The sequence below is a fragment of the bacterium genome, from assembly GCA_021372775.1.
In the GTDB taxonomy this organism is placed as follows: Bacteria; Acidobacteriota; Polarisedimenticolia; order J045; family J045; genus JAJFTU01.
Genome location: JAJFTU010000183.1, coordinates 1 through 8,857, shown reverse-complemented (window position 1 = coordinate 8,857; position 8,857 = coordinate 1). Strand labels below are relative to the sequence as shown.

8 protein-coding genes and 1 riboswitch are annotated in these 8,857 nt (G+C 73.3%); of the genes, 2 read left to right on the top strand and 6 right to left on the bottom strand.

All coding sequences use genetic code 11. From position 1 onward, the window contains the following. From LLG88_06150 to ribB, 6 genes are all read right to left on the bottom strand, one after another. A partial coding sequence (locus LLG88_06150; protein MCE5246488.1) for a hypothetical protein occupies nt 1–1,838 on the bottom strand: 1,838 nt, incomplete at its 3' end. 99 nt (nt 1,839–1,937) lie between these two features. Next, nucleotides 1,938–2,369: a hypothetical protein gene (locus tag LLG88_06145; GenBank protein MCE5246487.1), complete on the bottom strand. Its 432-nt coding sequence runs from the start codon at nt 2,367–2,369 to the stop codon at nt 1,938–1,940. Nucleotides 2,370–2,492: 123 nt separating this feature from the next. Continuing rightward, nucleotides 2,493–4,010, bottom strand: a complete 1,518-nt coding sequence (gene hydG / locus LLG88_06140) for a [FeFe] hydrogenase H-cluster radical SAM maturase HydG (GenBank protein MCE5246486.1) — start codon at nt 4,008–4,010, stop codon at nt 2,493–2,495. A gap of 8 nt (nt 4,011–4,018) precedes the next feature. Next, nucleotides 4,019–4,273, bottom strand: coding sequence for an iron-only hydrogenase system regulator (locus LLG88_06135; GenBank protein ID MCE5246485.1), 255 nt, complete (start codon nt 4,271–4,273; stop codon nt 4,019–4,021). Between the two features lie 362 nt (nt 4,274–4,635). Continuing rightward, entirely contained in the window at nt 4,636–5,511 is an 876-nt protein-coding gene (locus LLG88_06130; protein ID MCE5246484.1) for a DUF4097 domain-containing protein, read from the bottom strand. Nucleotides 5,512–5,664: 153 nt separating this feature from the next. After that, complete coding sequence (ribB, locus tag LLG88_06125) at nt 5,665–6,315, bottom strand: 3,4-dihydroxy-2-butanone-4-phosphate synthase (protein ID MCE5246483.1); 651 nt, start codon at nt 6,313–6,315, stop codon at nt 5,665–5,667. Between the two features lie 5 nt (nt 6,316–6,320). After that, nucleotides 6,321–6,467: riboswitch (FMN riboswitch) on the bottom strand. Between the two features lie 124 nt (nt 6,468–6,591). Here ribB and LLG88_06120 point away from each other — a divergent pair. Next, nucleotides 6,592–7,332, top strand: coding sequence for an NADPH-dependent oxidoreductase (locus LLG88_06120; GenBank protein ID MCE5246482.1), 741 nt, complete (start codon nt 6,592–6,594; stop codon nt 7,330–7,332). A 156-nt stretch (nt 7,333–7,488) separates the two neighbouring features. Further along, nucleotides 7,489–8,857: helix-turn-helix domain-containing protein (locus LLG88_06115; GenBank protein ID MCE5246481.1), on the top strand; the 1,369-nt coding region annotated here is incomplete at its 3' end.

The following is an 8,857-nucleotide window of genomic DNA, read 5'->3' as shown; positions in this document are numbered from 1 at the left end:
ACTTCGACGCGCGCCGTCCGCTCGCCGGCGTCGGAGAAGGAGCGGCTCGCCGCGGCGGCGGAGGACCAGCCGCTCTCGAACGTGCCGTCGCCGTCGAGGTCGAAGCGATACTCGAGCGCGGACGAACCGTCCTCCTCGTCGCTCGAGCCGGCCGCGTCGAAGCGGAAGGTCGTCGTGCCGAGGCCGCCGAGCCGCGGTTCGACGGCGAAGACGGCGAACGGCGCGTTGTCGGCGAGCGAACTGCCGGAGACGACGAAGTCCCGCCGCGCGAGGCGCTGCGTCGTCTGCCCGAAGTTGTCGGTCGCCCGCGCCTCGAGCACGTAGCCGCCGTTCTTGAGCGGCGGCAACGCGCAGACGAACGCCTCGGAAGCGGAATCGAACGCGCCGTCGGCCGCGGCCGCGTCCTGCCACGGACCGCCGTTCAGGCGCCATTCGACCCGCGCGATGCGGTTGATCGCGACGTCTCCCGTGCTCAGGAACGTCTCGACGGGGGTCTCGCGGGGAAGGACGCCGGCCGACGCGCGCCCGGCGACGACGACCGGGCTCCCCGCCGCGGCGTCGAGGGCGACGACCGGGAACGTGTCTTCGGGGTCGTAGACGCCGTCGCCGTCGCGGTCCTGCAGCCCCATCTGCCCGCGCGCCCACGGGTCGATGTAGTGGTTCGTGTCGAGCATCAGCGAGGGCAGAGCCTCCCCCGCGCCGGAGAAGTAGCCGTGGCCGAGCTTGTTCTCGCTGTTGGCGTTCACGACCTGCATGTAGCCGCCGAACAACTCGGCGTAGGTGAGCGCCCCGTCGCCGTACTCGTCCCGCGCGCCCCAAATGTGCGCCGTCTCGTGGGAGTAGATCTCGCGCCGCGCCGAACGCTTGAACCAGGCGCCGGGCCCGAGCGGGAAGGCGGAGTTGTAGGGGCTCGGCGAGGCGCTGTCGTCCACGATCACGTAGCCGATCGCCCAGTCGGTCTTGAAGGCGTCGCGCAGCGCGTTCACCCAGAGGACGAACGACTCGCGGCCGTCCGCGCCGTTGTAGCCGAGGCGCGTGAAAATGTCCTGCAGGACGGTGAAGTCGAGGTTCTGGTAGTTGGCCGCCTCGTAGCCGCACGGGACCGTCCCCGCGACGCCGCTGCCGGCGCTCTCGGTGCGGTAGACGAACGCGACGCGCCCCGCCGGCGCCGCTCCGGCCAGCAGGTCGTTCGCCGCGAGCAGCTCGGTCAACGTGTCGGCGACCTCGGCGTCGGTCCAGTCGTTCGCGTTCACGCCGTCCGCCGCTCCGTTCGACTCGGGACGCACGATCCCGACGGCGATGTCGCCGGAGAGGAAGTCCGAGGTGTTGTAGTGCCCCGTGATCGCCGAGAGAGGCGCGGCCGGACGCGGCGCCGCAGCGCCGAACGACGCCGCCGCGGGCGCCACGTCGAGGAGTCCTTCGGCCGGCGACGCCGCGAGCGCCGCCGGAGACGCTTCGGGCCGTTCGACGAACGAGAGCGCCGCGCGGATCTCCGCCGGAACCGCGGCGCCCTTCCCTGCCGCGGCGACCAACTCCGACGTCAGCGCCTTCGCCTCGCCCGCGTCGGCCGCGGCGCGGATCCGCGCGCCGTCCCAGGTCCGTCCCGGCGAGCGCCCCGCGCGCAGCGCGTCGAGCGCCGCGGGCGGAACGTCGCCGACCACGACGTACGGCGGCAGCGCGTGCACGACCTGCCCGCCGTAGAGCTCGACGATCCGGCGCGCCTCGCGCCAGTCGAGCCCGCTCCCCTCGATCACGACCGCCGTGGGCGCCGCCGCCCACGCCTGCGAGACGGCGGCCGCGCAGAGCAGCGACGCCGTCAAGACCGCAAATCCCCTCATCGCGACTCCCGTCGTCCCCGGACGCAGCCGGGCTGCGGACGGCGAAGGATCGCGTACCGGCCCGGTTCGGACAACTTCGCGGAGACGATTTGACCGGGATCAGGGCAGCGGCCGCAGCGCCAGCTGTTCGCCCTCGATCGTGATCTTGCGGGCGATCGTCTCGAAGTCGGTCGTCGTGTCCACGCGCAGCCGGATCGTCGCGCCGTCCTTCAGCTCCAACTCCACGAAGTCCTGGAAGAGGGCGGCGTTGAACGAGGCGTAGCCGGTCAGCGCGGTCCCCTCGACGCGCGCGTCGCCGTCGTCCTCGTTGCCGACCTTGATCCGGAACGGCGCGGGGATGCGCGGCAGCGCCGTCACCCGCCCGCCCTTGACGACCAGCTCGAACCCCTTGACCCGCTCTTCCGGCCGCAGTTGAAGCGTCGGCGCGGAGACCGACACGCGCCGCGGCGCCGCGGCGCCCGCGGAGGGCGCGACCAGAGCCGCGAGCGCGCACGCGGCGACCGCCGCGCGGCCGAAACCGGCGAAGCCCATCCTTCCTCCCCGGCGGCGCGGGGCGCCGCCGCAAGGCGCACGGTAGCACAACGAGAAAGGGCGGCCCGAAGGCCGCCCTCCCGATCCGTTCGCCTCGCCTCGCGCCCGACGGCGCGGGGCGCGCTAGAAGTAGAGGTCCCGCTCGCCCTTCTTGATCCGCTCCAGATCGCCGAGGAAGTTGCGGTGCAGCGGCTCGGAGAAGTCCTTCGGCGTCCGGGCCTTGATCTCCTCCAGCTCCTTGGCCACGATCCGCGCGCCGACTTCCTGCGTCTCGGGGGAGGCGAAGTCCTCCAGCCACTCCTGGAAGGTGAGCACGGCGTTCAGCTTGCAGAAGCACCCTTCCCGGCCGGAACGGAGCAGATCCATGATCTTCTTCCCCGTCCGTCCGCAGCGGTAGCCGGCGGTGCAGAACGACGTGATGTAGCCCATCTCGGCCAGCTCCCGGACCACGACGTCCAGCGAGCGGGTGTCGCCGAGGATGAACTGCTGGCGTTCGCCGGTCTGGCCGCCGGCGTCCTCCGTCGCGCCGTCGGCGTAGGCGCCGATGCCGATCCGGCTCGACGCGTCCCGTTGGGTGCACATCGGGATCACGTCGCGGATCATCTCCGGCGTCTCGCGGCAGGTGACGATCAGGCCGGCCGAGGGAATGCACAGGCGCAGCAGGCAGACCAGGCGCTTGAAGTCCCGGTCGCCCACGCGATGCTTCAGCCAGGCGAAGTCGGTGTTCTCCGCCGGCTCGATGCGCGGCACCGAAACGGTGTGCACGCCGATGCCGAACTGCCGCTCCAAGTCCCGCGTGTGCATGACCATCGCCAGCAGCTCGTAGCGCCAGTCGTGGAGCCCGAGCAGCGCGCCCATCGCCACGTCGTCGATGCCCGCTTCCATCGCGCGGTGCAGGGCGTAGAGGCGCCAGCGCATGTGCCCCTTGACCGTGTTCCGCGGATGCACCGCCTCGTAGGTCGGCCGGTGGTACGTCTCCTGGAACACTTGGAAGGTGCCGATGCCCGCCTCGTGCAGCTTGCGCAGCTCGGCCACGCACATCGGCGCGGCGTTGACGTTCACCCGGCGGATCGCCCCCATGCCGACCCGGCCCGGCACGCGCACCTCGTAGATCTTCTTCATGCACTCGGCGATGTAGTCGGCGTCGGTCGCCGGATGCTCGCCGAACACGACCACCAGCCGCTTGTGGCCGATCTTGCCGGCGAGGAGCTCGGCCTCCTTCTGGATCTGGGCCATCGTGAGCACCTTGCGCTTGATCGCCGGGTTCGACTTGCGGAACCCGCAGTAGGCGCAGTCGTTCACGCAGAGATCGCCGCAGTAGAGCGGCGCGAAGGTGACCACCCGGTTGTCGTAGATCGCCCGCTTCGCCTCGGCCGCGGCGGCGAACATCTCCTCCCACAGCCCCTCGTCCCGCACCCGCAGCAGCACGGCGGCCTGCTCGGGCGTGAGCGTGGCCCCGCCGCGCGCGCCCCGGGCGAGTTCCCGCACCAACGCCGGATCCGGCTCGGCCTGGTCGGCGAGCAGGGACTCGATCAGCGCGTCGTCCACGAAGTCCTTGCCGTCCACCAAGTACCGGTCGATCTCGTCCTGGCGGATGACCGACTTGGCCCATTCCGTCGCCGCAACGCTCTCGTTCGCCATGCCGCCTCCTAGAGCTTCGCCGTCGCCGCCTTCACCGTGACGCCCGGGATCTGCCCGAGCCGCCCGGTGAGGGCGCCGATCTGATCGTTCGTCGCGTCGACGATGAGGGTGATGATGTGGATGTTCCGTTCGCCGTAGGCCAAGCCCATGCGGGCCACGACGACGTCGCCCGCTCGGGACAGCTCTTCGTTCACTTGGGCGGCGCCGGCCTTGCGGTCCTTGACGATCAGCGTGACGACCGCCAGCGACGTGTCTTGTTCCATAAAAAAACCTCCCCGCGACCGGAGGGGAGGAGGCTCCGCGCGCCCGAACGGCCGCGCGCGGCGCCCGTCCCGGCGAGAGGGAAGACTCGCTGTCCCACCCTTGGTTGCGGAACGAATCCTGGCCTCAGGTTGCGACGTGACTATATCGGGAGACCGGGGCGCTCGGCAACCGGCGCACGGAGCGTCCGTGCGGCGCGCGGACTCGACGCCTTCCGCGCCCTCGACGCGACGGCCGTGCGGCGCGCGGACTCGACGCCTTCCGCGTCCTCGACGCGACGTCCGCGCGCGGAACGCGAAAGGGCGGCCCGCAGGCCGCCCTTCCCGAAGCCGCGCCGCGGCGGGCGCCGCGGCCGAACGCGCCGTCAGGCGCCGATGATCGAGATCTCGCCGGACTCGGTCTCGACGTTCAGCTTCGCGGCGCCGTCGCCGACCTTGCCCGTCGCGCGGCGGCCGTCCTTCACCGGCACGTCGAGCTTGCTCGTCACCTTGCCGTCCTCGCTGCGCGCGTCGAGCACCGCGCCCGCCTTCGCGTCGAGGGCGATCGTCACCGCCCCGGTGGCGCTCTTCGCGCTCAGCTTGCGGCCGGCCGGGGCGACGATCTGGATCGCGCCCGACTCCGTCGCCACGTCCACCGCCGCGTTCGCCTGCTTCACCGCGACGCTCGCCGCGCCGCCGCGCACCCAGAGCGAACCCTTGGCGCCTTCGGCCTCGACCGCGCCGGCGATCGTCTGCAGGCGCAGCGCGCCGTCCACGTTCGACGCGACGAGTTTGCCCACGCCGAGCGTGAGCGTGAGATGGCGGCCGGCCGGAACGCGCACGACCATGTCGGCCCACGCCTCGAGCCCCTCGCCCTGCGTCGCGATCGTCATGCGGCGCCCGGCGATCTCCGGCCCGAACTTCCCTTCGCCGTTCACGAAAACGTCGGTCGACGCGACGCCCGCCGCGGGATAGACGATCGCGTCGCCCGGGAAGACCACCGCCAGGCTCGCGACGTCGTCCACGAAGTCCGACTTCAGCTTGATCCGCTCGGCGTCCTTGCCGCCGCGCGCGACGCTGATCGTGATGAACGGCCCTTCGCCCGCTTCGATCCGCACGCTGCCCGCGGGGTCGTAGACCGAAAGCTCCCGCTGGTCGAACTGGCGCCGCTCTTCCTTGATCTCCCCCGCCGACGCCAAGCCCACGGTGGCCACGGCGGCCACGCCCATCATCGCGATCTTCGCCACGAGGCTCTGCCTCATCGTTCGTTCCTCCTGCGCCTTGGGTCTCTCCCGGCGCGAAGGGGCCGCTTTCCCGCGGCCCAAGCGAGGCGACGATAGGCCGCGCCCCGCGCGCCGCGAGAGCGAGCGCGGCAAGCGGCGGCGGAGCGCCCGCGAGCGGTCGAATTCTTCGGTTCAGTCGCCGAGCGGCGCCTTCGACAGCAGGCGCGCGACGTCGTCCACGGCGACGATCGGCAGGCCGCGGCTCTCTCCGAACGCCAGCGCATCGGGAAGGCGGGCCATCGTGCCGTCCGGCTTCGTCAGTTCGCAGAGCACGCCGCACGGGCGGAGGCCGGCGAGGCGCGCCAGATCGACGACCGCCTCGGTGTGGCCGCGCCGTTCGAGCACGCCGCCGGGACGCGCGCGCAGCGGGAAGACGTGCCCGGGACGCGCGAGGTCCTCCGGACGCGCGTCGTCCGCGACCGCGGCGCGCACGGTCGCCACGCGGTCGGCGGCCGAAACGCCGGTCGTCACGCCGCGCGCCGCCTCGATCGAGACGGTGAACGCGGTTCCGTGGTGGTTCGTGTTGACCGGCGACATCTGCGGCAGCTTCAGTTCGAGCGTCCGCTCCGGCGTGAGGCAGAGGCAGACGATGCCGCTCCCTTCGCGGATCAAGAGCGCCATCTGTTCTTCGGTCAGCGTCTCGGCGGCGAAGACCATGTCGACTTCGTTCTCGCGGTCTTCGTCGTCCACGACCAGGATGCCGCGCCCCGCGGCCAGCGACTCGATCGCCCGCTCCAAGCGGACGCGCGGCGCGCCGCAGCGCGCCGTCAGCAAAGACGTCACGGTTCCTCCGTTCTCTTCCGTCCGGACTGTGACCGTCGGCCTTGGCTTCGCACCAAGTCTGCAGACCCTCCGTTTTCGGAGGCGCTCGCGGGCTCCCCGGCTCGCGCCGGGACACCGCCGGTGGGGACTTCCACCCCGCCCTGAGAAGAGGCGCAGTCACGATACTCCACCGGCCGGCGCCGCGCCGCTTGGCGCGCGCGACGGACGAAGCGCGGCGAGCGCTAGAATCGGCGCGTGCGCGGCGCGCGGAGGCGCCGCGTCCCGGAGGCGCAGGCGATGAACGAAGCGATCAGCGTGTTGCTGGCCCACAAGAGCGAGCGGAGCTACACCGACGAAGCGGTCTCCGACGCCGACCTCGCGACGATCGTCGAGGCCGGGCGGCGCGGGCCGACGTCGATCAACGGACAGCAGGTCTCGGTCGTCGTCGTGCGGGACGCGGAGCGCCGCGCGAAGATCGCGGAGATCGCGGGGGGCCAGCCCTGGATCGCGAAGGCGCCGGTCTTCCTCGCGGTGTTGATCGACTTCCACAAGACGGCGGTGGCGCTGCGGATGGCCGGACGCGAGCAGGTCATCCACGAAAGCGTCGAGGGGACGATCGTCGGCTCGATCGACGCCGGGATCGCGCTCGGCGCCATGATGACCGCGGCGCGAGCGCTGGGCCTCGGGACCGTGCCGATCGGCGGCATCCGCCGCGATCCCGACGCGATGGTCGCGCTGCTCGGGCTGCCGCCGATGACCTTCCCGGTCGTCGGGATGTGCGTCGGACACGTCGCGGAGCCCGCGGAGCGGAAGCCGCGGCTGCCGCTGCCGGCGTTCCGCTTCGACGAGCGCTACGACGAAGCGGCGCTCGAGCCGGCGATCGCGGAGTACGACGTCGAGCTGGCCGAACACTGGAAGAAGATCGGCCGCGCCGACGGCCTGCCGTGGTCGGCGAACCTCGCCGGGATCTACGACAAGGTCTACTTCCCGCACGTCAAGGGCTGCGCGGCGAAGCAGGGGTTCAAGAACGACAAGTAGCCGCGGCGCGCGGCCGTCCGCCCCGTCGCGCGAACGGCCCGTCGCGGCGTCGAGAACCGCGCGCGGACGCCGCCGCGGCGGGCCGTCCCGCCGCGGAAACGGCGAGGTCCGAAAACGGCCAGTCCGCGGCGGGCGCCGGCGCTACACTCGCCGGCGATGGAACCCCCGCCGCAGTTCGACGAACGCGCGCTCGAGCGGGCGCGGATCGCGCGCGACCCGCGCTTCGACGGCCGATTCTTCGTCGCCGTCGTCACGACCGGCGTCTACTGCCGGCCGATCTGCCCCGCCCCGACGCCGCGGCGCGCGAACGTGCGCTACTTCGCCACGGCGGCCGCGGCGCAGGAGGCCGGCTTCCGCCCCTGCCTCCGCTGCCGTCCCGAGGCGGCGCCCGGCGCGCCGGCCTGGATCGGCGCCGCGGCGACCGTGCGGCGCGCGTTGCGCCTGATCGACGAAGGCGCGCTCGACCGCGGCGGCGTCGAGGACCTCGCCGCGCGTCTCGGCGTCGGCGCGCGGCAGCTCGACCGGCTGTTCGCGCGCCACGTCGGCGCCTCGCCGCTCGCCGTCGCCGCCACGCGCCGGCTGCACTTCGCGAAGCGGCTCGTGGACGAAACGAACCTGCCGATCGCCGACGTCGCCGCCGCGGCCGGGTACCGCAGCGCGCGTCGCTTCAACGACGCCTTCCTCCGCGCCTTCCGCCGCGCCCCGCGCGAGCTGCGGCGGGCGCGCCGCGCGGCGCCCGGCGAGGCGCGCGGCGAGCTGGCGCTCCGCCTCGCCTTCCGCCCGCCTTACGACTGGGCCTCGATCCTCGCGTTCCTCGCCGCGCGCGCGACGCCCGGCGTCGAGTCGGTCGCGGACGGCGCCTACGCCCGCACGCTGCGCGTCGACGGCGCGGCCGCGGCGCTCTCCGTGCGTCCCGCCGGCGCAGGCGACGCGCTCGAGCTGCGGCTCCGCGCCGCGGCGCCGCGCGCGCTGGAGGGGCTGCTCGCCCGCGTGCGGCGGATGTTCGACCTCGACGCCGACCCGGCGTCGATCGCCGCCACGTTCCGCGGCGACCCGCTTCTCGCGCCGCTCGCGCGGCGCCGCCCGGGGCTGCGCCTCCCCGGCGCCGCGGATCCGTTCGAACTCGCCGTCCGCGCCGTCCTCGGGCAGCAGATCACCGTCGCCGCGGCGCGCACGCTCGCCGGCCGTCTCGCCGAGCGCTTCGGCGCGCCGTTCGACGGCGGCCCGCGCCTGACGCGTCTCTTCCCCGACGCCGCGGCGCTCGCCGCGGCCGACCTCTCCGCGATCGGGCTGACGAACGCGCGCGCGGCGGCGCTGCGCGGCCTCGCGCGCGCCGTGCGCGACGGCGCCGTGGATTTCGACGCCGACGCCGACGCCGTCCGCGCGCAACTGCTCGCCCTGCCCGGAATCGGCCCGTGGACGGCGGACTACGTGCTGCTGCGCGGTCTCGGCGAGCCGGACGCCTGTCCCTGCGGCGACCTCGCCCTGCGCCGCGCGCTCGAACCGAGCCGCACCGCGACGCCAC